At 48.6% G+C, this 25,716-nt stretch carries 24 protein-coding genes; 17 read left to right on the forward strand and 7 right to left on the reverse strand.

Features of this window, described 5'->3' with window-relative positions:
- Positions 1 to 27: 27 nt before the first annotated feature.
- Positions 28 to 378, reverse strand: coding sequence for a hypothetical protein (locus LEUMU_RS0108055; protein ID WP_022951774.1), 351 nt, complete (start codon positions 376 to 378; stop codon positions 28 to 30).
- Between the two features lie 103 nt (positions 379 to 481).
- Positions 482 to 937: an Lrp/AsnC family transcriptional regulator gene (locus tag LEUMU_RS0108060; protein ID WP_022951775.1), complete on the reverse strand. Its 456-nt coding sequence runs from the start codon at positions 935 to 937 to the stop codon at positions 482 to 484.
- 149 nt (positions 938 to 1,086) lie between these two features.
- On the opposite strand from LEUMU_RS0108060, the gene LEUMU_RS0108065 reads away from it, so the two are divergent.
- The 4 genes from LEUMU_RS0108065 to LEUMU_RS0108080 all read left to right on the forward strand — a co-directional run bounded on the left by LEUMU_RS0108065 (position 1,087) and on the right by LEUMU_RS0108080 (position 4,717).
- Positions 1,087 to 2,001, forward strand: a complete 915-nt coding sequence (locus LEUMU_RS0108065) for a DMT family transporter (protein ID WP_022951776.1) — start codon at positions 1,087 to 1,089, stop codon at positions 1,999 to 2,001.
- A gap of 21 nt (positions 2,002 to 2,022) precedes the next feature.
- Positions 2,023 to 3,195, forward strand: coding sequence for an aromatic amino acid transaminase (locus LEUMU_RS0108070; RefSeq protein WP_022951777.1), 1,173 nt, complete (start codon positions 2,023 to 2,025; stop codon positions 3,193 to 3,195).
- A 153-nt stretch (positions 3,196 to 3,348) separates the two neighbouring features.
- Complete coding sequence (locus LEUMU_RS0108075; RefSeq protein WP_022951778.1) at positions 3,349 to 3,684, forward strand: hypothetical protein; 336 nt, start codon at positions 3,349 to 3,351, stop codon at positions 3,682 to 3,684.
- A gap of 85 nt (positions 3,685 to 3,769) precedes the next feature.
- Positions 3,770 to 4,717, forward strand: coding sequence for a sigma-54 interaction domain-containing protein (locus tag LEUMU_RS0108080; RefSeq protein WP_022951779.1), 948 nt, complete (start codon positions 3,770 to 3,772; stop codon positions 4,715 to 4,717).
- An 80-nt stretch (positions 4,718 to 4,797) separates the two neighbouring features.
- Here LEUMU_RS0108080 and LEUMU_RS0108085 read toward each other — a convergent pair whose 3' ends face one another.
- On the reverse strand, positions 4,798 to 6,192 hold the full coding sequence (locus LEUMU_RS0108085; RefSeq protein ID WP_022951780.1) for a PepSY-associated TM helix domain-containing protein: 1,395 nt from the start codon (positions 6,190 to 6,192) through the stop codon (positions 4,798 to 4,800).
- A gap of 273 nt (positions 6,193 to 6,465) precedes the next feature.
- Between LEUMU_RS0108085 and LEUMU_RS0108090 the strand changes: the two genes are divergently transcribed.
- From LEUMU_RS0108090 to LEUMU_RS0108120, 7 genes are all read left to right on the forward strand, one after another.
- Complete coding sequence (locus LEUMU_RS0108090) at positions 6,466 to 7,452, forward strand: zinc-dependent alcohol dehydrogenase family protein (protein ID WP_022951781.1); 987 nt, start codon at positions 6,466 to 6,468, stop codon at positions 7,450 to 7,452.
- A gap of 253 nt (positions 7,453 to 7,705) precedes the next feature.
- Positions 7,706 to 8,692 (forward strand): thiamine pyrophosphate-dependent dehydrogenase E1 component subunit alpha, encoded by a 987-nt coding sequence (locus tag LEUMU_RS0108095; protein ID WP_157474287.1) that lies wholly within the window; start codon positions 7,706 to 7,708, stop codon positions 8,690 to 8,692.
- Between the two features lie 28 nt (positions 8,693 to 8,720).
- The gene (locus LEUMU_RS0108100) at positions 8,721 to 9,734 is read left to right on the forward strand and encodes an alpha-ketoacid dehydrogenase subunit beta (protein WP_022951783.1); all 1,014 of its coding nucleotides are present in this window, start codon (positions 8,721 to 8,723) and stop codon (positions 9,732 to 9,734) included.
- Between the two features lie 74 nt (positions 9,735 to 9,808).
- Entirely contained in the window at positions 9,809 to 10,045 is a 237-nt protein-coding gene (locus tag LEUMU_RS0108105) for a biotin/lipoyl-containing protein (protein WP_022951784.1), read from the forward strand.
- 45 nt (positions 10,046 to 10,090) lie between these two features.
- Positions 10,091 to 10,765: a 2-oxo acid dehydrogenase subunit E2 gene (locus tag LEUMU_RS0108110; RefSeq protein ID WP_026744597.1), complete on the forward strand. Its 675-nt coding sequence runs from the start codon at positions 10,091 to 10,093 to the stop codon at positions 10,763 to 10,765.
- Positions 10,765 to 11,526, forward strand: coding sequence for a lipoate--protein ligase family protein (locus LEUMU_RS25160; protein ID WP_022951786.1), 762 nt, complete (start codon positions 10,765 to 10,767; stop codon positions 11,524 to 11,526). The genes LEUMU_RS0108110 and LEUMU_RS25160 overlap by 1 nt, the downstream gene beginning before the upstream one ends.
- Positions 11,527 to 11,568: 42 nt before the next feature.
- Positions 11,569 to 13,431, forward strand: a complete 1,863-nt coding sequence (locus LEUMU_RS0108120; RefSeq protein WP_022951787.1) for a sigma-54-dependent Fis family transcriptional regulator — start codon at positions 11,569 to 11,571, stop codon at positions 13,429 to 13,431.
- A 5-nt stretch (positions 13,432 to 13,436) separates the two neighbouring features.
- Here the strand turns inward: LEUMU_RS0108120 and LEUMU_RS0108125 are convergent, their stop codons facing one another.
- Both LEUMU_RS0108125 and LEUMU_RS0108130 read right to left on the reverse strand, forming a co-directional pair.
- Entirely contained in the window at positions 13,437 to 15,269 is a 1,833-nt protein-coding gene (locus LEUMU_RS0108125; protein ID WP_022951788.1) for a cation:proton antiporter, read from the reverse strand.
- Positions 15,270 to 15,392: 123 nt separating this feature from the next.
- Positions 15,393 to 15,839, reverse strand: coding sequence for an MgtC/SapB family protein (locus LEUMU_RS0108130; protein WP_022951789.1), 447 nt, complete (start codon positions 15,837 to 15,839; stop codon positions 15,393 to 15,395).
- Between the two features lie 170 nt (positions 15,840 to 16,009).
- Between LEUMU_RS0108130 and LEUMU_RS0108135 the strand changes: the two genes are divergently transcribed.
- Positions 16,010 to 16,246, forward strand: coding sequence for a DUF4116 domain-containing protein (locus tag LEUMU_RS0108135; RefSeq protein ID WP_022951790.1), 237 nt, complete (start codon positions 16,010 to 16,012; stop codon positions 16,244 to 16,246).
- Between the two features lie 18 nt (positions 16,247 to 16,264).
- Here LEUMU_RS0108135 and LEUMU_RS0108140 read toward each other — a convergent pair whose 3' ends face one another.
- Positions 16,265 to 17,173, reverse strand: coding sequence for a LysR family transcriptional regulator (locus LEUMU_RS0108140; protein ID WP_022951791.1), 909 nt, complete (start codon positions 17,171 to 17,173; stop codon positions 16,265 to 16,267).
- A 109-nt stretch (positions 17,174 to 17,282) separates the two neighbouring features.
- Between LEUMU_RS0108140 and LEUMU_RS0108145 the strand changes: the two genes are divergently transcribed.
- The 5 genes from LEUMU_RS0108145 (at position 17,283) to LEUMU_RS0108165 (ending at position 24,186) form a co-directional block, all read left to right on the forward strand.
- The gene (locus tag LEUMU_RS0108145) at positions 17,283 to 19,106 is read left to right on the forward strand and encodes an ABC transporter ATP-binding protein (protein ID WP_022951792.1); all 1,824 of its coding nucleotides are present in this window, start codon (positions 17,283 to 17,285) and stop codon (positions 19,104 to 19,106) included.
- An 18-nt stretch (positions 19,107 to 19,124) separates the two neighbouring features.
- Positions 19,125 to 20,645, forward strand: coding sequence for an ABC transporter substrate-binding protein (locus tag LEUMU_RS0108150; protein WP_022951793.1), 1,521 nt, complete (start codon positions 19,125 to 19,127; stop codon positions 20,643 to 20,645).
- A 9-nt stretch (positions 20,646 to 20,654) separates the two neighbouring features.
- On the forward strand, positions 20,655 to 21,581 hold the full coding sequence (locus LEUMU_RS0108155) for an ABC transporter permease (RefSeq protein ID WP_022951794.1): 927 nt from the start codon (positions 20,655 to 20,657) through the stop codon (positions 21,579 to 21,581).
- 4 nt (positions 21,582 to 21,585) lie between these two features.
- On the forward strand, positions 21,586 to 22,413 hold the full coding sequence (locus LEUMU_RS0108160; protein WP_022951795.1) for an ABC transporter permease: 828 nt from the start codon (positions 21,586 to 21,588) through the stop codon (positions 22,411 to 22,413).
- 78 nt (positions 22,414 to 22,491) lie between these two features.
- Positions 22,492 to 24,186 carry a M14 family metallopeptidase gene (locus LEUMU_RS0108165; protein WP_022951796.1) on the forward strand — a complete coding sequence of 565 codons (1,695 nt, stop codon included), beginning with the start codon at positions 22,492 to 22,494 and terminating at the stop codon, positions 24,184 to 24,186.
- A 128-nt stretch (positions 24,187 to 24,314) separates the two neighbouring features.
- Here the strand turns inward: LEUMU_RS0108165 and LEUMU_RS0108170 are convergent, their stop codons facing one another.
- Entirely contained in the window at positions 24,315 to 25,505 is a 1,191-nt protein-coding gene (locus tag LEUMU_RS0108170) for an MFS transporter (RefSeq protein WP_022951797.1), read from the reverse strand.
- Positions 25,506 to 25,716: the final 211 nt, after the last annotated feature.

Raw genomic sequence — 25,716 nt, forward strand, 5'->3', positions numbered from 1 at the left:
TCAAAGATAGCCAGGCAAAGAGGTTTCTCAGTCAGTCGATTTCATTTCATAGCAATCTTCAAAGCCATTATATTTGGTCAGCCTGGCAAGCTTTTTAAAGTCAGCCGAATACTCAGCAAACGCACCATTAGCCGCTTGCTTCACAATGTACTCTAGTCCCCTTGGGTTGATTTCTAACATCATGATGCCGTTTTCAGGATCATCGATTACGGGGTCTGCTTCAAGCAAACGCACGCTTTTATCCGGTAATAGCGGATAGAGGTCGGCGAGCGACAGCTTCTCTAAATCAATCGAAATAACGTCTTCAATGTTATCGACATCGCCTAATCCCGCGAGTTTGATGCAATCAGGTTCGTATATGATGGTGCTGCCTAACATAACGGCAATATCCTTTGATTTAGAGAAAGAAACGTAAACGATGGGCCGCGCATGCTATCGTTTATTAAGACCGGTATAAAGGGATTTTGTACATGAGATCACGCTATAGATAAATCGGCAAAGCCTTCTTAGTAATCACTTCTCTGACCGACAAATGCGTATGAATATCTTTCACGCTGGTGATTTTATGTAGCTTGCGGGTAAACGCTTCGTACCCAGCCAGATCGGGGCTAACCACCTCCAGCAGGTAGTCGTAGCCACCAGAAACGATGTGCGCGCTAATCACTTCTTTCATATCACACAGCGCTTGCTCAAAGCTTTTGATCGATGCTTCCTGATGGTTGCTAAGACTGACTTCGACGAAGAAATTCATCGAGATACCAACCCGCGCTTTGTTCAAGTTTGCCTGATAGTCCTCAATATAGCCTTCATCTTCCAAGCGCTTTAAACGCCGCGCGCAGGGAGAAGGCGAGAGCCCAACACGCTCCGAGAGTTCGGCGGTTGAGAGGCGTCCTTCCTTTTGAAGTACCTCTAGTATGTGTCGATCTATTCTGTCCATATTTCCACTTAGTGGTTAAGTTCAACAATCGTGGATTTCGTGATTGAATCAACCAAGGAACCTTGTATTCAACCGCATAATAGCCGATTAAAGGCGTCTGTTTTGATAAATAATTAACTCATCAATACAGATGCACAGGGCTTGTTTAAATGGACAATGTTATACAGCCAATCATTGGCAAAGCGGGTCACAGTTTTCTATCACCCTTGGCGAAAGGGTATCTGGCGATGGTCGTGGTCTTGCTGATTTGGTCAGGATTTGCACTGACTGCTCGTGCGATTGGGAGCTCGCCGCTAACGATTGCCGATGTGGCATTGATCAGATTCTTTGTTCCTATGGTGCTGTTTATACCGCTGCTACCGTCGCACTATCAGGCGATCAAACAAGTGCGGCTTTCAGATGTGTTGTTCATTTTATTGGGTGGCGTGCCGTTCCTGTTTCTGGCGTTTTCCGGGGCACAAGCGGCCCCGACAGCTTATGTGGGAACGATCTTAGCGGGCACTCCGCCCTTATTTGTTGCGCTGTTATCTTATGTTTTTTATCGCCAAAAGACGTCGTTGAAACGCGCGTTTACCTTGTCGCTTATCTTGTTAGGCATTGTGGTTATGCTTAGCGGTAGCGCGGTGAATCTCTCTGGCGATATGGCGCTGGGCGTCTGTTATCTGTTGGGCGGAGCCGTGCTTTGGGCGGGCTACACGCTAGGGCTTAAGCGGGCAGGCTTGGGCGCTTTTACCGTGGTCATCATTCTTTCTTACTTGTCCTTTTTCATTACCTTGGCGTTGATTCTGTTTGGAATCCTCCCGACGAATTTTGGTGCTTTCTCAGTGCAGGAGGCGCTGCCATTTGTATTGGTTCAGGGCGTTGGCGTGGGTGTGCTGTCGACGCTTGGTTTTTCCTATGCGGTTAATCAATTAGGTACTGCGCGATCGTCGGTCCTGGGCTCAATCTCTCCGGGCTTGACCGCATTGCTTGCGGTGCCTGTCTTTGGTGAGTCTTTATCACTCGCTATTGTTTGCGGGCTCACCCTGACCATCGCAGGCGTCATCTTATCCAATCGTGCTTAAGTTTTAGGGAGCAATAAAACGATGTTAGACCATTTACCTCATCTGCAAGGCGATCCATTGTGGGCGCTTGCCGATCAATTTAAAGCCGATACCCGAGACGAAAAGATTGACCTGATTGTTGGCGTGTATCGCGATGAATCCGGCCAGACGCCGGTCATGCAAACGGTACAAGCGGCTGAGCGGTTTCTGGCTGAGCAAGCAATGTCAAAATCGTACAAATTGCTATCCGGCAATATGACATTCAATAATCAGATCGCTGAGTTTTTGCTTGGCGACAGCCCACGGCTTGAAGAGCAATGCACGATTCAAACGGTCGGCGGCTCCGGCGCACTTCGGGTACTGGCTGATTTAATTGCGCAGCTTTCTCCGAATTCCGTGGTTTGGAATACGGAGCCCGGTTACATCAATCATCGCCCGATTATGGAAGGTGCAGGCTTACGTGTTTCGCCATTTCGTTGGCAGGATAAAGCAGGGCAGTTGGATATTGAAACTTGCTTTGCTGATCTTGTAAACGCTGTCGAAGGTGACGTGTTGCTGCTTCATGGTAGCTGTCATAACCCAAGCGGCATTGATCCATCCCTTGCGCAGTGGCAGCAGTTTGCGGACTTTTGCAAACGCAAAAAGGTCACGCCATTTATTGATATGGCGTATCAGGGCTTTGGTGATGGTCCGGATGAAGATGCGGCGGGGCTTCGCTTGCTGGTCGATCAGATTGATGTGGTTTTACTGGCCTCCAGCTGTTCGAAAAACATGGGGCTGTATTGCGAGCGTACTGGTGCAGCCACGGTCATCACTAAGAATAAAGCGCAGCATAAAGACCTGCGGACCTTGTTAGAACGGATTACCCGCGCCAACTATTCCATGCCACCAAATCACGGCTCGGCGATTGCTTCAATGTTGTTTGATGACCCTGAGCCATGGCTGGAGGAGTTGTCGGTTTATCGCGATCGGGTCGCTAACAATCGTCAGGAGTTAGGCCGGATTTTATCTGAGCTGGGCGCACCGGCTTCACTTAATGCCATTGCGCAGCAAAAGGGGATGTTTTCATTGCTGCCGTTAAGCGCTGAGCAGATGCTGGTATTGCGTGATGAGTTTGCGATTTATGGGCTGCCGAATGGCAGGATTAATATCGCGGGGCTTCGGCAATCGCAGATTCGGACACTGGCAGAGGCATTGGTTTATGTCACTAAATAGTAGAATGAGAATTATTTGCGTTAATTGCTCAGAGGGCGCTTGCCTGCTGTAATTGTGTGGGATAAACCGTATACTAGGGATCTTATTTTAACGATACCGCGCCTAATATAACGAATGAGAATTACCCGCCTCCATAAACTCACATCAACCATCATGATCACTTTGGTCATGCTGATGATGCCGTTATTGAGCTTGTGGTCGACGCCGTTTGTGCATGGCGAAAAGGTTTATTTGTGTACGTTTCAGGGGATTCAAGCATTCACGCTAACCCCTGACCAAAAGGTCGTGAAAGTGCAGGTCGATAGCGACCTTGATGAGTGTACCGCACTCAAATTGGTCAAAGCATTTACCCATGCGGAGAGCTACGAGCTGCATTTTGAAGCGCAGCGCATCCACCAGCAACTGCTACGCGCTCATGCGCCGCCCGAGTTTTCTCCCCCGCTAATACTCTCCTACAATAGCCAGGCCCCACCACACCTTATTGGATAATTTTAAGCATTAGCAGCCCTGAAACCGCCGGTTAAAAGTCGGCAGGCTGCTCGTTATGACTGCTTGTTATTTCAATGAGGAAATTATGAATTTTGATCATATTCTGACGTGCTCAAGCGCTATGTCCGACACGCTGAGCATGGCGTTATGCATTGCTAAAACCGACGCGAATGCACTGATTACTGGCGAGTCTGGCACCGGTAAAGAACTGATTGCCAAAGCGATTCATGCCAGCAGTGCGCGCAGCAAAGCCGCGTTTGTAACCGTGAATTGCGCCACCTTGCCAGAGGCATTGGCGGAGTCCATCTTATTTGGCCACCGCAAAGGAGCCTTTACCGGAGCCAATGAATCACGCAGTGGCTTAATCAGTTCTGCGGATGGCGGCGTATTATTTTTGGATGAAATTGGTGAATTGTCGCTACCGGTGCAAGCCAAGCTATTACGCTTTTTGGAGTCTGGCGAAGTGCTGCCATTGGGTGAGATGAGACCACGCAAAGTGAATGTGCGCGTGCTTGCGGCGACTCACCGGAATCTCTACCAACATGCAGAAGCGGGGCAGTTTCGTCATGACTTGTTTTATCGTTTGAATGTGATCCCTTTAACCTTGCCACCGCTGTCGGAACGGAAGGGCGATATTCGTCTATTGGGGCAGCATTTTTTGCAGCAGTTTGCGGTACAACATAAGCTTCAACCAGCCACGCTAACGCCGGCAGCAATTCGTGTGATGGAGGGTCAGCGCTGGCAGGGGAATGTGCGTGAGTTACGTAATTACTGTGAGCGACTAAGTATTTTTCTGGCTGGACGTGATATTCATCCAGCGAACTTGCCGAGTTGTGCGGGCGAGCTGGCGGCTCCTGCGAAGAATTCCGGCTTTCATTTGCCTAAGCAGGGCATTAGTTTGGAAGCGGTTGAGCGAGATTTATTGAATCAAGCGCTGCACCGGACTTGTCATAATAAAAGCCGTGCGGCGGGATTGCTGGGCATTAGCCGGGATGCCTTGAATTACCGGATTAAGAAATACGCGCTGGTTTAAAGCGCTGATGTAAAACGCACACAACGAATGATTCAGTTGATTCAGCGCAGCACTGAATCATTCGTTTTATGGCGTTTAACTTATGACAGAATGCGCACTAGTGGCTTAATGCGTTGAATAATTAACACATCCAACGCCAGTACCGCTAATAAGGTCAGCCCCGCCAATGGGAACAGTAACGAGACCAATAACGTCAGCACCACTGCGCCTTTACCAAGTGCCACATCGACCATTGGCGGCGCACCCAGGCGACCGGATTTTTCAGGGCGGCGTATCCACCACATCACCACGCCACTCACCGATAAGAAGATAATCGATAAGCAAAATACTGTGTTCAGCAGCAGATTCCACAAACCCATATCGCCCTCGTGAAATGCGATACCAACCGCCATGGCTTGGGCCGGAATGGAGTAATCCGCAAAGCCAACTTGTGCCACAATCTTGCCGGTGTACTGATCGATATGCACCGTTTGATCACTCATTGGATCGTTTGAATCATTACTCATGGAGTCTTGTGAAATCGTCCAGACGCCTTTGTCATTCTTCGGGAAATTGACATGATAGCGGCCATCCTCAACCAGTGCTTTTCCCAACATGGCAATGCTATCCACATTGATCGGAGTGCCTTCTGGCAGACCTTCAACTCCTGCACCCGAACCAGACTCTGGCATCAACGTTTGCTCTAAGCCCCAAGGTACATCTTTAATCGCGCCGTGATTCATTGAGGCGTGAGTGTCATCTGAGAGCGGCACATTATCCCATTTTTCAGCGGGGAATGTACTCCAGGCTTGGGTGAATTTCTCGCCCCAGATACCTGACCATGACAAGCCAGATAATAAAAAGGCGACTAGCAATACCGAGCAATAAAAACCAATGGTTTGATGCAGTGATTTCCACCACAGACGGCCTTTGGCAAAGATATCCGGCACCAGCATCTGCCTGAAGCCTTTGCCATTACGTGGCCACCAAAGGTATAGGCCCGTAATCACCAATACAATGGCAAAACCTGCCGCGATTTCGATTAAGCGATCACCCAAGTCGCCGATTAACAAAGTACCGTGGATATTGCTGGCGAAGTCGTACCAACCATCGCGACGCACCCAGGTTTCAAGTACTTCAGCACGATACGGGTCAACCGCAACCATATTTTGTATGTCGCCCACGCTGATCCGAAAAACGGATGCGCTATCGGCGGTTAGCGGGCTGATCATCTCCACCAGCTTGCCATCGGGGAAGGCTTTCATCGCGGCATCGGCTTGCTGGGAATAGCTTTGAATTTCACCCATTGGAGCCACGGTAATTTTCTCACCATCGCGACCATCAAAGACGGCGAGATACATCATCAACATGCCGGTTAGTGCTAGCACCATTAAAAAAGGCGTTACGAATAAGCCTGCGTAAAAATGCCAACGCCACACTGAAAAATAAAAACGGCGGCCTAGGGAGTTGTCGTGTATTGGGGTATTGCTTTCCATGCGTATTTTTCCAAGAGGGTAAATAGTAATAAGGAGAGCAATAGTCGTGCCAGTATTTTTAGTTATTTATTTTCAATAACTTGTGGATTTTAGTGACTATTTTGAGGAGGGAGTTGTGTGATATCACGCAGTGTGGTTGGTGATATCACACAGGAAGTCCAGCCATTCGATTATATAGAAAAACAGGAAACTGAATTTAATTTTGAATCATTTATATATTCTACGGATATTGTATCGTACTCCCTACGACTAACACATCCAGTGGAGTATACAATGAAAGCAATGGTTCTTAATCAGTACGGCGATGCAGCTGAATTTCAGGCAACTGAAGTCCCTCAACCTGAAGTGACTAGCGGCCACATTCTGGTCAAAGTGGCAGCCAGCAGCATTAACACCGTGGATACAATGATTCGTTCAATGGGTGAGGCACTACCACTGTCTCCAGCGCTACCTGCTATTTTGGGTATGGATTTCGCCGGTACCGTTGAAGCGGTTGGTGAGGGGGTTACAGGGTTTGCAGTTGGCGATGAGGTGTATGGTTGCTCTGGCGGATTAGCTGACCTGCAAGGCTCTTTAGCCGATTACATGCTGGCGGATGCTAAATTAGTTGCTCACAAGCCTAAGTCATTGTCTATGCGTGAGGCAGCATCATTGCCACTCGTTGCAATTACGGCTTACGAAGGTTTGCATCGTGCTGGGGTTACGGCAGGTCAAAAAGTCCTGATTCACGGTGGTACCGGTGGCGTGGGTCATATTGCAGTACAGCTGGCTAAGCACTTAGGTGCTGATGTGTACACTACTATCGGTAGTGATCAGCAAGCAGCGATCGTTGAATCTTATGGTGCAACTGCCATTAATTACACCAGCGAGCCGGTGGCAAAATACGTGGAACAACACACTGGCACAGCAGGCTTTGATGTGGTGTATGACACCGTTGGTGGCATGAACATGCTGAACTCATTTGAAGCGGCAGCATTGAACGGACAGGTTGTTACCACAGTGTCTATGTTGGAGCTTGATTTAAACCCGGCTCACTTCAAAGGTCTGTCGATTCATGTTGTCTTTATGCTGATCCCTATGTTGTACAACCACAAGCGTGAAGTGCACGGTGAAACGCTGAACAAGCTTGCAGCAATTGCTGATGCGGGCGCACTAAAGCCTTTGTTGGATGAGACTGAATTTGTGATTGATGAAGTGGGCGAGGCCTATGCTCGCCTAAGTAGTGGTAAAGCCATTGGTAAGGTGGTTGTAAGCAACTAATCACGCGTTAATAGTCTCGGTTTCCCCCTGAGAAAGCCTGTCCTTTGTGACAGGCTTTTTTATGTGTCTCAGCATTTCAAAAAGTGTCTCATAAGTGTCTCACACCCAACGCATTGAGACACTATTCAAGCCTCCCGTTTACGACGCAATCAATCCACTGTGCTGGTGTTTCAAGAGCTGTCACAGTAATCCCAGATCACGGCGATACGCACCATGCTGTCGCTGTATCGCTTATCACAGGAGAGGAATGATTATGCAACCAACAACTGAACAGAAATTGTGGATGTATGAAACGATGGTAGTCAGCCGTCGCTATGAGGAGGCTATCGCAGCCGCCTACATGGAGGGCAAATCGCCCGCATTCAATATGGCTAATGGCCCGGTTCCCGGCGAGATGCACTTATCTAACGGTCAGGAGCCTTGCGCAGTTGGCGTGTGTGCCCACCTCATCGCAGAAGACAGTGTCACCGCGACTCACCGCCCCCATCATCAGGCAATCGCTAAGGGAGTCGACCTCAAACGCATGACCTCTGAAATCTTCGGAAAAGCCAATGGTTTAGGTGGTGGCCGAGGCGGTCATATGCACTTGTTTGATGCGGATGTAAATTTCACTTGCTCCGGCATTATTGGCCAAGGTCTTGGCCCGGCCGTCGGTGCCGCCTTATCTCAAACAATGCAAAAAAAGCCCGGTATCGCCGTAGCTTATTTGGGTGAGGGCGCAGCCAACCAAGGCGCTTTTCATGAAAGTCTGAACCTTGCAGCGGTTTGGAAACTGCCGGTTGTGTTTGTGATTGAAGATAACTCGTGGGGTATCTCTGTTTCTAAAAAGCAATCGACCGCTATCGAACGCAATTACCTGAGAGCTGCAGGCTACGGCATGCCGGGTAAGTATGTACCCGGTAACGATCCGATCGAAATCTTTAAAGCGGCGGGTGAAGCCATTGCTCATGCACGTGCAGGTAACGGACCAACCTTACTTGAGCTTGAAACCTCCCGCCTTGCCGGTCACTTTATTGGCGATGCAGAAGGCTACCGCCCTGAGGGTGAAAAAGCGGCACTAGAAGCCATTGATCCGATTCCAAGATTCCGCCAACAACTGATTGATGAGGGCACAGCCAGTGCTGCGGAAATGGATAAGCTGGATACCTCAGCACAATCACGGGTAGACGAGGCGATAGCGCACGCCAGAGCCAGTGAAGACCCAGACCCTGAAGATGCACTGACCAGTGTGTTTGCCTAAAAAACGTCGCGGATAGAGAGGAATAATCATGAGTACTAAAGAACGCAAGTTAACCATTGCCAAGGCGATGGCAGAATCCGTCGCACAATACATGCGCAAAGATGAAAAGGTCTTTGTAATGGGTGAAGACATCGGTGTATTGGGTGGTGTATACGGCAACACCCGCGGGCTGATCGAAGAGTTTGGTGATGAACGCATTCGCGATACGCCGATTTCTGAAACAGCCTTTATCGGTGCTGCAGTCGGTGCGGCTCAAAATGGAATGCGCCCGATTGTAGAGCTGATGTTTGTGGATTTTTTTGGGGTGTGCTTCGATCAGATCTACAACAATATGGCAAAGAACATTTATTTTTCAGGCGGTAACGTCAAGGTCCCGATGGTATTAATGACCTCCACTGGAGGGGGCTATTCGGATGGCGCACAGCACTCCCAATGTGTGTATGGCACTTTCGCCCACTTACCGGGAATGAAAGTGGTCGCCCCCTCAAATGCCTACGATGCGAAAGGCTTGATGAATGCTGCTATTCGTGAAGATAGCCCGGTGGTGTACATGTATCACAAAGGCCTTCAGGGTATGGGTTGGTTAGGGACTGAAAAGGGAGCCACCGTTCACACGCCAGAAGACTATTACGAAGTTGAAATTGGAAAAGCCGCAGTCGTTCAGGAAGGCAGCGATGTCACGATTGTTGGTATCGGAATGGGCGTTCACCATGGCCTTAAGGCGGCCAAAATGCTGGCCGAGCAGGGCGTGAGTGCTGAGGTTGTCGACTTACGCTCTCTGGTGCCACTGGACCGCGAAACCATTCGGGCCTCAGTTGCAAAAACCGGTCGCTTGATTGTGGTGGATGAAGATTATCAGAGCTACGGCGTGAGTGGTGAGGTAATCGCCTCAGTGGTCGAGCATGATATTTCAGTGCTTAAAGCAGCACCACAACGTGTGGCGTATCCCGATGTTCCCATTCCGTTTGCACGCGTTATGGAGCAGTTCTGCTTACCAAATGCTGAAAAAATTGTGGCCGCCTATAACGGAATTGCCGTTTAACTATTACACGCGGCCATGCCAGTACACGACGGCATGGACGCTCAATGATTGACAACATTAAACGAGGTAGACACATGGCAACGGACATTATTATCCCAGCGGATCTGTGGGAAGAAGACAGCGAAGGAGTTATCACAAGCTGGTTAGTTTCAGAGGGTGCGCAAGTTGAAGCGGGCACGCCCATTGCAGAAGTGATGGTCGAAAAAGCACAATTTGAAGTGGAGTCTCAGCTTAGCGGCACCATCACGCTTCTCAAAGAAGAAGATGACTTGGTCGAGAAGGGCGATGTGATTGCCCGGGTCACAAGTTGAGCCGATAACTGAGTCAATGAACCAACGAACTAATTGGGTGACATGATGGGTGATACTAAAACAGTGGTTCCGTTACGTGGCGTGCGCGCTATGATTTCGGACAAAATGGTCAGAAGTTTGCAGGAAGCGGCGCAACTAACACATCATGCCAGCTGTGATGTGTCAGGGCTGTTAGCTCAAAAAGAGGTCTTCGCGGCGCGGGGCGATAAGGTCTCGATTGAAGATTTGTTGATGCATCAAGTGGTCTCTGTACTACGCAAGCATCCGGATATCAACGGGACAGTGGCGGATAAGGCGATACATTTATCTGACGCTGTTGACCTGTGCGTGGCCATCGCACTGCCTGGTAACTTATTAGTTGCGCCGTCTATCTTTGGTGCAGAGCAAATGGATGTGTTGCAACTTCGGGCCGCCAGACAGGATTTGTCGGCTCGTGCCAAAACGAATAAGCTAAGCGTCACAGAAATGACGGGGGGCAGTTTCACGATTAGCAACCTTGGCCTTACCCGAGTGGAGCAATTCACACCGATTCTGAATACACCACAGATCGGGATTTTGGGGATTGGCTGTATTCGGGAAGTGGCAGTACGCTCAGGGGATAATATGCTCTGGAAGCCAATGATGGGCTTATCGCTGACCTTTGATCATCGCGCCATTGATGGTGGCCCGGCTGCTGCATTTTTATCTGATCTGTGCCACAGCATTGAGGCGCTAGCATAATGAATACACCATCTCGCACGGTTAATACCTTGGTTCAATTCACATCCATGGCCGATGCGCTGGTACGTGAAAAGCAACTATTTGAACGCGTTATCTATGATGGATTAGATCATGCGAGCTTTATGTGGTCAGCGAATCAGTGCTTGGTGGTGCCTCTCAAGTTTAGTCATCACCCTGCGTTTGAGGACGCTTCAAAGGCCTCTGCAGCAGCAGGCTGGCCGGTACATGTTCGACAAACCGGGGGCGGGGTAACACCACAAGGCCCGGGGATTATTAATGTGTCTCTGGCACTGGCCAATTCCTCAAATACCCGGCTTTCCATCGCTAACGGCTACCAGTTGTTATGCCAACCTATGATCACAGAGTTTAAGCAGTTAGGTATTTCTGCCTACTGTGCCTCGGTACCTGAAGCCTTTTGTGATGGAGATTACAATATTGTGGTGGATGGTAAAAAGATGGTCGGTACCGCTCAGCGTCACTCCAGAACCAAGGGGGAAGTGACTCATCAGGCTGTTTTTGCCCATGCGTTAATTCTCTATGAAACCGACTTTCAGGAAGTCACTAAGCAGGTCAATCGCTTATATAGCTTGATGGGCCTTAAGCAGCGCTTTGAGTCATCCGCTCATTGCTCGCTGGCTAGCGTTTACCCACGCCCTGACGTGCTTCCCTCAAAAGAACTTTTTAGCCAGCGGCTAATGCAGCGCTACCAGGCAGAGTTATGTCGTTTTGGTGCTTCTAAGGATTTTGACGAATGTAGGTAAACAGCGTACTTTTAACTGGTAATGCGTCGAGGAGGAATGAATATGGGCTCTATTGTTCAGCCAAATAGTGGTGTTAATGAATTGGCTATTGCCTCGTCGTGGCAGCGTTGCAGAAAGGATCACAAACTTTCGCAAATGACCCCCCGACCTTTGCTAAGGTTGCAGGATAGTGAAATTGGACATCGACTGGATCAACTCCTTGTCTCTCTTGGGGGCGAAACCAGAGAGATTGATCATCTGGCAAAGCTCGCACGACATGCTCACCGAGGGCTGGTAGTCGCCGATACTGACTGCACCTTACTTATGAGTTTTCAGGAGCAAGCGACGACGCATTACTTAGAACCTGCGGGTATATCCGCAGGGTACTGTTGGCGAGAGCCGCTGGCCGCCACGAATGCCATATCCATGGCGCTGGGCGGGCAAAAAGCAATCACCATTTCCGGTAATAATCACTACTACAAGTCGTTCAGACAGTTTGCCTGCACGGGCGCTCCCTTGTTTGATCAACACAACCAACTCATTGGTGCATTAGCGATCGCCGGGCTCGACTATAAGAATCCCCATAATTATATTTTTTACCAGTATATTCTGTCTCTGACTGCCGCCAAAATTCAGGCACGCTTGTTTAAATCGCACTATTCAGCGCTCGACATTATGCATGTATCGCTATCTAAGTCGGGTGCGGATATTGATGAATCTATCAATGCACTGTGTGCGGTTAATTCCCGGGGTGAAGTTGTAGGGCTGACGAATCATGCGGCTGAGCTACTGGGTTATCGCCAGTGCAGTGAGGTATTGGACCAAACAGTAGATGATGTGTTTGGAAAGAGTATTGACAGCCTTGCCAACCTTGCCGGAACGAATATTGATATTAATAGTCATCAGGGTGCGGCGATTATTGCGACGCCATTTTTACCCGGTAGCAACCGGTCGGCTATACGTACCACTTCGGTTAAGTCTTCCCAAAAGAAAAGACTTAGCGATTTAGCGGGTCATGATAAATACATGATTGCCACGACTGAGCGTGCAAGCGAGCTATACCGGCACGGTGTTCCACTGCTGCTGCAAGGTGAAACAGGCAGTGGTAAACAAGCGTTGGTGAAAGTGCTGCATGCTGAAGCCTCATTCAAACAGGCTCCATTCATCACCATCAATTGTGCAATTGCGGATATTTCTGACAAGAGTGTCGACACATTTTTATCCGAGCTTGACAGTGTTCGAAGCCTTCACCGCACAGCTGATCAGGAGTTTGCCGCAACGGTTTACTTAAAAGCAATTGATCGCTTGTCACAGAAACTTCAGATGCAGGTAGTCGCATTATTAAATGAAATTGATGTTGCAATACAAGGTGTGAATTTGAAGTTCGTCAATGCATTACGCGTAGTAGCTTCTGTGCAAGACGAGCCTGCTGAGTTACTGGGCAGTGAACAATTTTGTCCGGAATTGTTTCACCGTCTAAACGGGGCCTGTTTCAGGCTAAGCTCGTTACGTGAGCGTAGTGATTTAAGAGGGGTGATTAGTCAGCTTAGTCAGGAATTGGCGCAGTATCCCGTTGTCATCAGCGATGTCGCCTATGACTTGCTACTCAGTTATCAATGGCCCGGAAACTTTAGGGAGCTACTAAACGCTATTCGTTTTTCACTGCTATGCGGCAATGGTAAAAGCATTAATGACATCGATTTACCAAGCACTATTCGACAGCACCAATGTAACCAGACTCCCGGCAACACATTAAGTCAAGTATTGCAGGCTAATCTACCCGTCGAAAAAAGTGACGCCGAAAATCTACGCGTCACACTGGAAAGCTCAAACTGGAATGTCAGCAAAGCCGCACGCCGTTTGGGAATAAGTCGAGCGACTATCTATCGCAAAATCAAGGATTTTGAGATTGTCCGCTCCGAATAAGTGTATTAATTCCCATTAGATTTAGCGGGTTCTGAAGGCATAAAGCTGATAATAGTATTAAAATCCTCTTCATTCAGATCTTTCGACCACGGGTAAAAATAAATGTGGCCCACTTTATCGATCGCAGCAATCAGTATCTTTTCAGCAGGCGCTGTTTCAAGAAAATGACTCATTCTATACCGCTCTGAAAGGTGCGTAGTATTAAACTGCCAGCCATTATCGTAAGCTCTGACCAAGTCTGAGTAATATTTATCTTCACCAAATAAGACATCCCCGCGAATTGCATTGTCCGGGAGTTTTGTCTCTTTATTCGTTTTTCCTTTTTTTCCTTCAGCCACTGACTGCCAAGCCAGCTCGTAAGTATTATGGTGGCCCAGCTCAGGGGAGAAGCGACTACAGATCAGGGTGTTGTAAGCTTCGTTGGGGGTCATTGCAAGCAGCTGAGTGATGTGCGAAAGCTCTAAAACTTCCTCCGTTCTTTCGGATAATATCTCGCCGTAGTAAGTAGGGATATTTTGCATTCTGGCAGGCTTAAGTTGCTGCCAGTTGGTATCTATCAACACCACCGGGATGTTATTTTTATCAAGCTCTGCAGCCAGTGCGGTGCTCCAGGGCGATGCCCCAACCAGCATAATGCCATCAGGATGCGCTGAGGCAAGGCCCAGCTTTCGGGCAACCCAGCCGATACTCAAGCCATGTAAGCTTACAGTCAGAATAATCAGCGCAAACACTAATGGCAGTAACAGCTCAGCACCGTCATAGCCTTTTTTGACTAACTCAGCACCAAATAACCCGGCGATCGACGCGGCAACAATACCTCGCGGGGCTATCCAGGCGATTAACATTCTGTTCTGCTTACTGATATCAGTCCCAATAGTGGAGAGATAAATAGCCAGCGGACGAATCACAAAGATAACGACAACCAATAGTAACCACCCCTGCCAGCCAATTCTCATCAAAATTTCAGGGTCTATATCTGCCGTTAAGATAATAAAGGTCGATGACACCAGTAAGATGGTGACATATTCTTTAAAACGCTTGAGCTCGTGCAAAATATTTAGCTGCTGATTGGCCAGCGTTATCCCCAGCACAGTAGTTGCCAGCAGTCCGGCTTCACTCTGTACCCGATTGCACAGGCTATACACTAACAACACGGCAATCAGGATAATCGGTGATTTTAAGTACTCCGGTACTTGCCCTTGACGAAACACCCGCGCCAAAAATAAGCCCATGCCAACCCCGGTCAGTAGTGATGCAATCAGACTCACCAACATGCCACCCACAATATTCATGAACAGCGCATCACCTTCGGATAACACGTAATAACCGTAAATCAATACGACCAAAAGAGCGCCGATAGGGTCATTCACAATCCCCTCCCAGCGCAGTAGTGACGCGGGCTGCTGTTTCAGGTTGGCCTGCTTTAGCAAGGGCATAATCACTGTTGGCCCGGTGACAATAATAATTGCCCCGAAAATTAACGCCACCGGCCAGGACAAGCCAACCAGATAATGTGCGGTGAGACTCCCAAGGGCGAAAGTCAGGAGCACATTCCAGGTGATTAAGCGATAGATGACATGCGTATTCTGTTTAAGCTCGTGCCAGCGTAGATTTAAACCGCCTTCAAACAAGATGACCGCAACGCTCAACGACACCAGAGGCTGGAGTAAGTCACCAAAATCTTCTGATGGCTTCAACCAGCCGCTTAATGGCCCCATGACGAAGCCCGCCGCGATAAGCAATATCAATGCAGGGATTTTTAAACGCCAACCAATCCATTGCAGTGCGATACCCACAATAAGAACAGACGCGATAAGTTCAGCTATATGATGTTGCATTAAAAGAGTGCTCCCACTGGAGAGTTGATTGTTTATTGCTGAGTGTGATTGTCTACTTTCAGCAAAGAAAAAGAAGCTTCACTACATGCATAAGGAGCTTCCTTAGGGTATCTAGAGTAACGGTTAGTCGTGGAGGGATTTTTTTACCGGTTTCGCTAAGGCCAGAATCAGGAAACTAACGGCTGCAAGGGTAATTGCAATCTCATAGCGCTGGAATGCAACCGCCGCACCAACAGCGCCCGTTGTCCAGATGCTTGCTGCAGTTGCAGTACCCTCTACGCTGCCACCATCTTTTAAAATGGCACCACCTCCGATGAATCCTATACCCGTCATCAAACCGGTCAGGAGCCTCGCGATGGCATCGGGACTGTCATCTCCGATAAAGCTACTACCAAGCAGCATATAACCGCAGGAGGCCAAGGCGACCAACGGGAAAGTGCGTAACCCCATACTACGACTTTCCAGTTCACGGTTCCATCCGATTGGCAAAGCGATGATAAAAGCGATCAACAGCTCTTTGATGATAGAAAACGGGGCGAACGCTTCCATTGTGTTTAGTAGTTCAGTCATGGGATATTTGCTTAGTTTGGTTTAATTTAGGGGCCGCGTCTTTTGCCAAATATAAAGAAAAAGATCGCCAACACCAATCCTACGACCAATAGAATACAATGTTTCTTTGTCATATTCATAAGGCAATGCATTCGCAACTGTTCGATTGCGCATAGAAAACGGAGAACACGATGTTACTCAAACAAATGAAAGCCTCTCTTTTACTAATAATCAGCTTGGTATTCACTGCCTGCGCCACAACAAGTCCGGAAAAAGCCACTGCTATCGCATTGGTTAGTAAAGACCCTTATGCGTTGTATGATCTCGATAAAAAATTCAAGAGCGATAAAGATGTAGTGCTCGCAGCGATAAGAAAAGATCCACATAGCTTGGTGTATGCATCGGACTCTATGAAACGCAATAAGTAGCGAGTGTGGTTTGATGTCTCAACCCACAAACTCAGGCATACCCCGCGCCACCTTCTTCACGGTTTCAGCAAATGAGTGCACTGATGGATGGTGGCGTATTCCAGTTGGAAATGCCAAGTCATAGCCATAACTAACAGCAGGTTCAAACGGACGTGTAATAACACCCGCACCCGCCCACACCCGCGCTGAAAATGGCTCTATCACCGCCACTGCCATACCCGCTGCAATCATAGAGTACCCAGTATGCGCTGCGTCGATATCAATGGTTTTTTTAATCTGATCGCTCACACCCTCAAGGCTGTCATTTAGCTTACTCCAATAATTGGGGTGCTTATCTGAGATCACAGATAAGATAGTTTCGCCAATTAAATCTTCCGGCCTGATCACCGCTTTTGCTGCCAACGGGTGATCCTTATGGGCAGCAAAAACATAACGCGCATCACCAATAGGCTCACTATTAATCCCTACCAAGTCTGGCAGTTGCAGGCCGATGGCAATGTCAACAGAATTTGACTGTAACTTATTGATCAACGGACCAATATTATCCGTATAAATAATAACACGCTCTTCAGGGTGGTACTTTTTGTGCTCCGCCATGGCTAATGGCAGTAAGGATGCGGCTAAGGAGGGCGTGCAGGAAATTTTCAACTGCTTTGGCTGCTTAGTTCGTATTTGCTCAGCCATGGAAGAGAGCCTTTCAAGCCCCAAAAAGCTTTCATCGACTGCACTAAAAAACTCAGTAGCTTCCAGCGTCGGTTTCAGGCGACCCTTACGCCGATCAAACAGGGTAAAGCCTAGTGCGTACTCTAAATCACTAATAAGCCGACTGATTGCGGGTTGTGACACATTCATCTCGCCAGCTGCAGCGGCAGTGGTGCCACATAACATGACATATCGGAATGCTTCGATCTGGCGGAATCTCATCATAAGTCAATAATATTAGCTTATAGCTTATTCATTAATATGCTTGGATGTTAACTCTTTAAATAACTAAAGTGAAATGAAACGAGCAACTCTTCAGACATAGGACGGATGCATGGCTTCTTCGCTTAACCCAATTCTCGAAGTGCGAAATTTAACCCTGGCCTTTAATCAAATTCCGGTTGTTAATGACCTGTCATTGACTGTTCAGCAAGGTAAAACACTGGCCATCGTTGGCGAGTCGGGCTCTGGTAAATCGATTACCTCTTTAGCCATTATGGGGCTGTTGCCACACATCGGTGGTCGTGTAAAAAGTGGCTCAATTGAATTCACTGATGAGCAAGGCACCCGCGATCTGACAACCTTATCCGATGACGACTTTCGACGGATTCGCGGTAATGAGATTGCGATGATTTTTCAGGAGCCGATGACCTCGCTTAACCCCGTCTTTTCCATCGGCAGTCAAATTATAGAAGCGCTTTCACTGCATCGCGGTTTGCACGGTGCAAAAGCTGAAGCCGAAGCAGCCCGTTTACTCGATTTAGTCCGCCTTCCCAATGCTAAAGCGCAGCTCAAACGCTACCCACATCAGCTATCTGGCGGGATGCGCCAACGGGTGATGATTGCGATGGCAGCCTCTTGCAACCCCAAACTGCTGATTGCGGATGAGCCGACTACCGCGCTGGATGTAACGATTCAGGCACAGGTTTTGCAGATCATCCGAGACATGCAGTCTGAGCTAAATACCGCCGTTGTCTTTATTAGCCACGACATGGGCGTGGTGGCTGAAATGGCCGACGATATTGTGGTGATGAAACGCGGTAATGTGGTTGAAAGTAATTCCGCAGAAGAAATCATACTAAATCCTGCCACGGACTACACGCGCCAACTCATGGCTGCCGTGCCCAAAATAGGGGCCATGACTGGCAAACCCTTTCCTGAAAAATTCGATCTGATTGATCAGCCCAAAGCAAGCTCTGAACATAGCCAAGATGAAGTAAACACCGCTAAAAAAGACGACTCCCCACTTATCTCACTGAAAAATGTCACCACCAACTATCCCATTCGGTCGGGCTTTTGGGGGAAGGTACGCCACCGTGTACATGCCGCTGAAAATATCTCATTCGATATTTATCCGGGTGAAACAGTTGCGCTGGTTGGTGAGTCTGGTAGCGGTAAATCCACGGTTGGGAAAACACTGCAACAATTAGTGACACCCGCAAGTGGCGAAATCCTATTTCGTGGTCAGGAGATGTTGTCAGCCCCGGAAGATGTACGTGGGCGCTTCAAGCGTGAAATTCAATACGTCTTTCAGGACCCTTATGGCTCACTCAATCCACGAAAAACCATTAAAGCCAGCTTGCTGGAGCCCATGTATCACCACGGTTTAGTCTCCGATCCTAAACGTCAGGTAGCAGAGCTGTTGGAGTCGGTCCAATTACCCGCAGACTATGCCAATCGCTATCCTCACGAATTCTCTGGCGGTCAGCGTCAACGCATTTGCATCGCACGAGCGCTGGCCTGCAAGCCACAGCTTATTATTGCTGATGAGGCGGTATCCGCTCTGGATGTTTCAGTCCAGGCTCAGGTTGTAAACCTGTTAATGGATCTGCAAAAAGAGCGAGGTTTGTCTTACCTGTTTATTAGTCACGATATGGCAGTGGTTGAGCGCATTAGTCATCGGGTGGCCGTGATGTATTTAGGCCAAATTGTTGAGATCGGAACGCGCCAACAAATTTTTGAAGACCCGCAACACCCTTATACACAGCGCCTGTTATCCGCAGTCCCTGTGATGGACCCTCTGCTAAAACCAAAACGTCCGATTCTGGATGTTGAAATTCCAAGCCCGATCCGGGCTATCGATAATCCGCCCGTGCTACATACCTACCGAACGGTCAGTAATGGCCACTTGGTTGCTGAAAACTTTGTGCTGTCTTAATCATCTCAGGAGAAACACATGTTAAAAAACCATTCGCTAAAGAAACTTGCACTAGCCACGTTGTTGGTGGTCAGCTCATCAGCTGTTTGGGCAGAGTCATCATTGACGGTTGCTCAACGACAAGACCCCAATAGCTGGGACCCGATTGATACCTTCCTGGTGGCTTGGTCATCAGCTGGTGGGAGCCTGTTTGATGGCTTGGTACTGAGAGATGAAAATCTCAAACTGCAACCTGGTCTGGCCGCCAGTTGGGAAATCTTAGAAGACGGCTTACGCATGCGTTTCAAGCTGCGCGAAGGCGTTAAGTTCCATAATGGTGAAGACTTCAATGCGGATGCCGTCAAGTTTACCTTTGACCGTCTGCTGGGTGAGGAGGGCGCTAAGGGGCCGCAACGCTCTAATTATGTGAGCATTAAGTCAGTTGAAGTGGTTGATGAGCACACCGTTGATTTTGTGATGAATGCGGCTGACCCGGTGATGCTCACTAAGCTGGCTGGCTATGGCGCAATGATCGTTCCACCTAAGTACATTACGGAAAAGGGCGACGCTCATTTCAATATGAATCCGGTTGGTACCGGGCCATTCAAGTTCAAGTCCTACACACAGGGTGACAAGCTGGAACTGGTAATCAATCCGGACTATTTTGGTGGAAAGCCAAAGCTCGACACGCTGACGTATCGCTTTATCCGTGAAGATGCTACGCGTTTAGCAGAATTACAAGCGGGTCGTGTTGATGTGGTGCATGACATTGCTTTTAGTGCGGTTCCTACCGTTAAAGAAAGTGACAGCCTCGAGATTGTTTCAGTCGCTGGCCCCAGCATTATGAGCTACCAGTTCAACACTAAAGAGGGCATTACCAAAGACCTGAAAGTGCGTCAGGCAATTAATATGGCGGTCGACAAACAGGTACTGATTGATGCGTTTCTGGGTGGCTACGGTACGCCGATTGATAGCCTGCAAGGCAAATTATCCTTCGGTTATGACCCTGACTTAAAAGGCTATCCCTTCGACCCTGAAAAAGCCAAGCAACTGCTTAAAGAAGCGGGCGTAAAGCCGGGTACAGAAATTACCATTGATTACCGTGCGAACAATGCGGCAGTCGGGGAAATCTCGCAAGCAATGACCTCCTTCCTGCAAAACGTTGGTTTAAATGCCAAGTTGAAGCCCATTGAAAGCAGCGTTTTCCTTAATGACATCGTGCCAAAGGGTAAAACGGATGAGCTATTCCAATTCACATGGGGCGGTTGGACCTTTGACTTTGATAATACGGCTTACCTGATTTATCACGATGGCGAACGCTGGAATCCATACGGCACGTCTGAGGAAATGAATAAGCTGCTGGAAGCGCAACGCAGTATTGTGGATCAGGATGAGCGCCTGAAAATCTTGCGTCAAGTCGGCCAGTTAGCGCATGACAATGCCTACCATCTGCCGCTTTACAATGAAGATACGATCTATGCCGTTTCGAAGAAAGTAAAAGACTTCGTGCCGGCACCGGACCGCCGTATGCGTTATCTGACTACCTCTGTTGAGGAGTAATCGATAATCATGCCGATTGTATCTTATTTTATTAAGCGATTATTACAGGCGGCGTTTGTTGTGGTTGTCGTGTCATTGCTGGTGGCGTTTGCCATCCGCATGACCGGCGACCCGGCCATGATGATGTTGGGAGAAAGTGCCAACGTTACTGAAGCTGACCTTCACAATATCCGCGAGCAGATGGGGTTGAACCGTCCTTTTCTGGTGCAGTATTGGGGTTTTATGAGCGGTTTGTTCAGTGGTGATCTTGGCGATAGCTTTTTCCGTGGTGCGATTGCGCCGCTGATCTGGCAGGCCATGAAAGCCACCATGCTACTGGCCATTATCTCACTGGGTGTCTCCATGTTGATCTCGCTACCGCTGGGGATTTATGCGGCTCGCCACAAAAACTCCTGGGGCGATCAGTGCATCCGGATTCTTTCGCTGACCGGCTTGTCCTTTCCGAACTTCTGGTTAGGCATTATGTTGATGTTGCTGTTTTCCGTCACCTTAAAGTGGTTGCCGGTGTCGGGCTTTTCAGGGCCGTCATCACTGATTTTACCGGCACTCACCATTGGCATTATTTTAACCGCCAGTAACTTGCGCATTATTCGCAGTGCCATGTTGGAAGTGTTGAACTCGCAATATGTGATGGTGGCACGCGCCAAAGGCCTCAGTGAACATCGGGTGATTTACCGTCATGCACTGCGCAATAGTGCCATCACCATTATCACTTATCTGGGCTTGCAGTTTGGGGCATTGATGGGCGGCTTGGTGGTAGTTGAGCTGGTATTTAACTGGCCCGGCATGGGCACCTTAGCCATCGAATCCATTGCGCAACGTGACTACCCAATCTTACAAACCGTGGTGACCGTGCTGGCGATGCTGATTGTATTAGTTAACCTGTTGGTGGATGTGGCGTACGTCATGCTTGATCCCCGTATTCGTTTGGAGTAAGACTATGCGCGCATTATTTCGCTTTGAATTTTTGGCTGGTCTTGTCTTGTTAACGCTAGTGGGTGGTGCGGTTGCGCTGTCGCCTTGGTTATTTCCAGACAGCGGTAAAACCATGGACTTTCTGGCCCGCCTGACACCGCCTTTTGTTAATGAGGCTCATTGGTTGGGTACTGACCCGATGGGTCGGGACATTCTGGAACGCGTGGTCGTTGGTGGCAAAATCTCGTTTATCGTGGGTATTTTCTCCGCCTTAGGTGCTGTGACATTGGGCACGGTTATTGGCCTGCTGGCAGGTTATTACCGTGGCTTTTGGGATAGCTTTCTAATGCGCTTTGCCGATATCCAGTTAGCACTGCCGTTTATTTTGTTAGCCATCACGGTGATTGCCATTATTGGCCCCGGCCTTGACCGCATTGTTATCTTAATGATTGTCGCTCAGTGGGTGCAGTATGCCCGCCTGATTCGTGCTTCCGTCTTAAGTTTGCGGGAAGCCGAATACGTGCAAGCCGCCAAGAGTTATGGCCTGCCGGATCGAAAAATCATCTTTGGACATATCCTGCCGAATGCGATGGGGCCGCTGATTATTTTAGCCACCTTGAATGTTGCCAATAATATTCTATTGGAAAGCAGCCTGACCTTTTTAGGTTTAGGGATTGACCCTCTCACTCCAAGCTGGGGCGGCATGCTGGCCGATGGCCGCAACTACATTCAGACCGCACCGTGGATTACGATCTTTCCGGGCTTAGCCATTATGTTTACCGTTCTTGGCCTAAATCTACTGGGTGACTGGCTACGGGATTACCTTGATCCTTTAGGTAAAACCAATACTTAGCCCCCCATAGAACTACCTCAATACGTCGCCCGGACTTATCCGGGTGACGCTTCTCTTTCAGCAACTTCGGTATTACTCATGAAGCGTACGTACGCCCGTACTTTGTATAACTTACCCTCTGACACAACAGAAGCTTGGTTGTTTGAATCGCATGAGATGCGCTTAAGCGTCGAAGCAGAATGGGCAAAGCAAGGCAGGACGATTAAGTTACACAGCGCCTATAAGTCATTATTGCACCACTTACTTGAAAGCAAACTGCTTGATAAAGCCGATGAAATATTGATTCGGTATCCGGTCATAACAGGGGATGAGCCACAACGCTTTCGTCTGGAGTGTTACCCGGTTACTGATTTGTTCGGTGGCAAAGTAAGCTTCGAAGCACTTGAACAGAGTATTGAGCAGGGCGAATTACCCTTTTATGAAATCGTCACACAAGCCGACACCTATCAGTTCCCGATTCCGGTTCGTTGGGTACATACCCTAAGCCACAAACGCCAACTCGTCGCTTGTGGCTGGGTGATCAACCAATCCGGCAAGGGGCAGTATCTGCCGACAGAGTTTGATGGAATTTACAATGATGCCTGCCTGTATCACTCAGAGCTGCCACTGGACCCAATCCACGAAGAGCGTGCAACAGGCCCGTTTTTTGAACGCCTGACACTGCGCATTGGGCTGCCAATGCAGGATGTGAAACTCGCTGTCGCTGAAGAGTCGATTTCTCTGGTTGAAGCCATGCATGAAGATATTTATTTTTCTGCAATAGAAATTTTTCAGCAGCGATTAGGGCTACCGACTAATGATCGCAGCTTGATGCCGGGGCAGATAGTCCCTGATGTTTTCTATGCAGAGCAACCCAGTTTAACCATCAGCTCCGAAAGCTGTTCTCCTGAGGCGCTGGATAAAACCGCTCTGACCGTCAGCTTAGATGACGTTGAGCACTGGTTAACCCCTCAGCAAATATCGGATCAATTGATAGAACTGAAAGGCCAGCCGTTTGAGGTCGCCTCGCGACAGGGGAATCGGGTCGAGGGCTGTGCGGTATTAAGTGGCTCACCGATCAAGCTAGCCATTTCTGGTGGTCAGCATGCAAATGAAAGTAGTGGGGTGGTTGGCGCATTACGGGCTGCACACGCATTAAAAGCGCAAGGTGATGTGGATTTCACGGTGTGTCCCTCTGAGAATGCTGACGGCTATGCATTATTTCGTCAGCTCTGCCAGAGCAACCCAAAACATATGCACCATGCTGCACGTTATACCAGCGCAGGCAACGATTTAACCTTTGGCACGGCCTACGAATCACTGATTCGGGATGCTGCAAAACGTCATTTACTTGCAGATGTGCATGTTAATTTACATGGCTATCCATCGCACGAGTGGACACGGCCACTGTCTGGCTATGTTCCCGAGGGCTTCGCAACCTGGACGATCCCCAAAGGCTTTTTTATTATTTGCCGTTACAACCCCGGCTTTAAAGAACAAGCTGAAGCAATGTTGAATGCGGCGATTAGTGCGGTTATTGGCTTTGAGCCTCAGAAGCAGCAAAATATTGAGATGTTAACGCGGTTTTTAATGAGCGTGGAAAATGCGGGTTTTGAAATTGCTCAGGGTATTGTCCCTTATATGATTAGTGAATATGAAAAGACCGATTACCCAGTAGAAATCATCACTGAAGCCCCGGATGAGACAGTTTATGGTGAGGCATTTCGGATTGCGCATGAAAGCCATTATCGGGTTATTTTAGCGATCGCGGATGCCCTTAAAGCTCGGGTTTAGGGTCTGTATCCGCGAAAATCCACTATTGGGTACTGGTGATATGATTAGCGCATTAATCGTCTCATAATTTGATACGATTAATGCGCCTAATTATCTCATCATCTGAAACGTCATAAACGTCATAAACGTCATAAACGTCGTGGCAACATCGTCGCCGCAACCGACACCGACAGCAATATCCCTGCCAATAAAAAATAGTACATATAAAACGGGAAAATTAACCCAATCAGCGTAATGCACAGCGGCGTCATCAGCTCCGACATTTCCCGCCAAGTCGAGAACACCATGGTCATTTCAGTACGCTCATAGGGCTTTACTGTGCGCATAAACGGTATATTCCCCAGCACATCGACAAGCGCGCCTCCCATTGATGCTGTCATCCAAAACACAATACCTATGGGCTGGGCATTGCCAATAATCCCTAAGATACACATGGAACAGCCTGCCACCGCTAAGCCACAAATAATCACATTCTTAGTGGTGACTCGCTCCGCTAAGCGCCGAATTAATGGGCTTAAAAACAGCAAGCCACTGGCCGCAGAGAGCAAACCCGCCGCGAACATTTTGGAGTATCCCGCTTCCACCACATAGATTGGCGCATATACAAAGAGCGTCGCCCAAAACATTGAGCGGCTTAGGGTGACAAAGTAGGCAATGCGCAAATTCTTCTGGCCGAAGTAGCGAGGCAGCAAACGTAGAGGCGTAGTAGGAGGGCGAGGTTTGGCCGCTTTGAGAATTTTGTTATCACCCAAGCGCAGATACCAGAAAAACAGAATCATCAAACCAGCGGCCGTTGCGGATAAAATAAAAGGTGCAATGTGGCCGACTTTTTCCCAGAGGTAAACGCCAGTTAGCGGGGCAGTTAACCAAGCCGCGCCATTAAATAACATGCGCCTCGATTCGGTCTTGGTAAAGTGCGCTTTTTGGATATATTCCATAATGTACAGCGACATACACACGGTAAAAATCGATGCGGCCGCCGAGCGCATCCCGATTCCCATCGAGAAGAAGACGCCTTCTCCAAAGTACAACAACATCGCTGCACCGATCAGAAAGACGCCACCCAAGGTGACAACCCAACGCCGCTGTAACAGACGCTCCAATCGGTTAAAGTTGAGCGTGACAAACAGGGTAAAAAAGGCGGCTACCAGATAGGTTAGGGCAACGGCTTCTTTACTATCTAAGACCTCATAGGCAATGAGTGGTACAACTCCGACCAATACGGCACGGGAAAACCCCTCAACCGCGGCAAGCTTGGCGATGGAGCCGCCGGCATCTGAAGTAATGGTCGTCAGACCCAGCGGGCGTCGGTGAAACATGTCTAAATACCCTAGGTAAAAGAGTGGACTATATACCCAATTGAAAAAAGCTTGGTTTAATAAACTCGGCGCTCAGAGCCTATAAAACTATATGCCCTCGCAAGCTACCGTTATTCGTTTTTGACGTTTGGCATTGTTGCCTTAAAAACTTATGATAGACGATTACCTGAACCATTCACCCAAAGGAGATGTGCAGCTAAAACTGCCCGTA

The sequence above is a fragment of the Leucothrix mucor DSM 2157 genome, from assembly GCF_000419525.1.
Classification (GTDB): Bacteria; Pseudomonadota; Gammaproteobacteria; order Thiotrichales; family Thiotrichaceae; genus Leucothrix; species Leucothrix mucor.